This window comes from Rubricoccus marinus (assembly GCF_002257665.1).
GTDB lineage: Bacteria > Bacteroidota > Rhodothermia > Rhodothermales > Rubricoccaceae > Rubricoccus > Rubricoccus marinus.
This window is the reverse complement of the sequence record NZ_MQWB01000012.1, coordinates 1-1,722: the sequence shown is the minus strand read 5'-3', so window position 1 is coordinate 1,722 and position 1,722 is coordinate 1. Positions and strand designations below refer to the sequence as shown.

The 1,722-nt window shown below is 70.2% G+C and carries 1 protein-coding gene; it reads right to left on the bottom strand.

The genetic code is table 11. The features are described 5' to 3' along the window. Positions 1–1,657, bottom strand: a 1,657-nt coding sequence (locus tag BSZ36_RS18070; protein WP_143536998.1) for a hypothetical protein, incomplete at its 3' end; no start/stop codon positions are given. Positions 1,658–1,722: the final 65 nt, after the last annotated feature.

Genomic DNA, 1,722 nt, shown 5'->3' with positions numbered 1-1,722 from the left:
TCGGGTCGGGGGCGGGAGGGTCGGGAACGAGCTCGGCCCGGCGGCGGGCGTACGCCTTGATCTCAGTCTCGTAGGCAGCGGCCACCCCTTCTGGCACGCCGCCAGCCGAGGTGGCGGGGACCGCGCCGTATGCGGCCGCGATGGTGTCCCACGCAGGGCCGAGGTGCATGAGTCCGAGGGCCCGGGGCACGTCGACGTTCGGGAGCACGTCGGTGGCGATCGTGTCGCGCACCGTAGCTGGGAGGGATGAACCGAGGGCGAGCGTCCACTGCTCGAGGAGGAGTTCACGCGCCCTCACGTCGTCGCGAACGTGCGCGTGGAGGGCGAGGGCCTCCTCGTAGGAACCTTTCCACCCCAGAGACTCATGGTCGTCCGGCGGCTTGGTGAGCACGCGGGGGGCGATCCCTAGGGCTCGGGCACAGACCCCGGTCCACCAGCCCTCTAATGCGCCGCTGGGGCCGCCTGTCTCCTCCCACGCTTCCAATCCCTCGAGCAGGTGGCGCGCGCTCTTCGAGAAGGCCGCTCTGGACTCGGGGGCTACGGCACGGAAGAGGTCGGCCGCGAGGCCCTGGTCGGTGGCGAGCGTCCGGTGCGCGTCCGACGAGGGCGCGCCGGGGTAGACGAGCTGGCCGCGGGTGGCCCCGGTCTGGGCGAGGTCCCGGAGAGAGGCACGGATGAGAGGGGCCAGGGCCTTCGCAGCATCGGGGCGGCTCTCATTGCCCAGGTCGGAGAGGTAGCGGACGAGGAGGCCCGCTAGGTCGAAGAGCTCGGCGGCGCGGAGCTCGAGGTCGGCCATCCAATCCTCGTCGAGGAAGGAGGCGCCGGTGAGGGCGACCCATCGCTCCTCGCCGTGCGCGTCGACGCGCACGTGGTTCGACTCGAGGGTGACCGTCGGCTCCGTCGCCACCGAGGGGGCGTCGTAGGGCCACGCGACCCTATCCTCAGAAGGGAAAGAGATTCCGGACGTGGCCGGTGCCCGAGCCTCTGGCGCGGGAGGAGCCGAAGTGGGGAACGAGAGGACGGGGGCGGCGGCGATTGAGAGCTGGTCGCCCGGTTCCAAGGCGGACGTGGGGACCCGAAACCGCCAGCTGAGGCCGGCGTCGTGGGAGAGGGGGGCGGGGGAACGGGAGAGGTCGAGGAGCTCGGCGTGCCAGAACCGGGTTTCGATCGCGCCGGGGGAGCCTTCGCCGGCCTCGTCGGTACCCTCGTATTCGTACTCATGCGGCCCGTTCGCTAGGTCGAGTTGGACGGACTTGGGCTGAAATGTACGAGTCGGGGGGCTAGTACTCCGGTCCACGCGGGTCGTGGCAGCTGTAAATCGCTCCTCGAGGTACCCGCGCCATGCCTCACGGGCATCGTCACCTACGCGGGGGGCCTCTGCGATGACGTCCAAGAGGTCGGGGCGCGGGTCTGGATTGGTGGGGTTTTGATTGTTGATCACCGTGACACGGAGCCGGATCGTCCGTCGCCCATCTGTCTCGTCGATCGCGCCCCAGGTCCAGGGACGGAGGTAGGTCTCCGAGTCCTCCCGGGTGGGGTCTGTGGAGCCTGCGTCGAAGGCCGCGGACAGGTTGAGGGTGAAGCCGATCGAGTCGGCGTCGTCCAGGGAGGAGGCCCGGGCGAGGTGGCCGATGAGGGTGAGGGGGGGGGCGGCCATGGGCTTAGCTCAAGAACATGTCGACGTAGGCCTCGGCGGAGGCCTGGATCGGGTCAGGGGTGGGG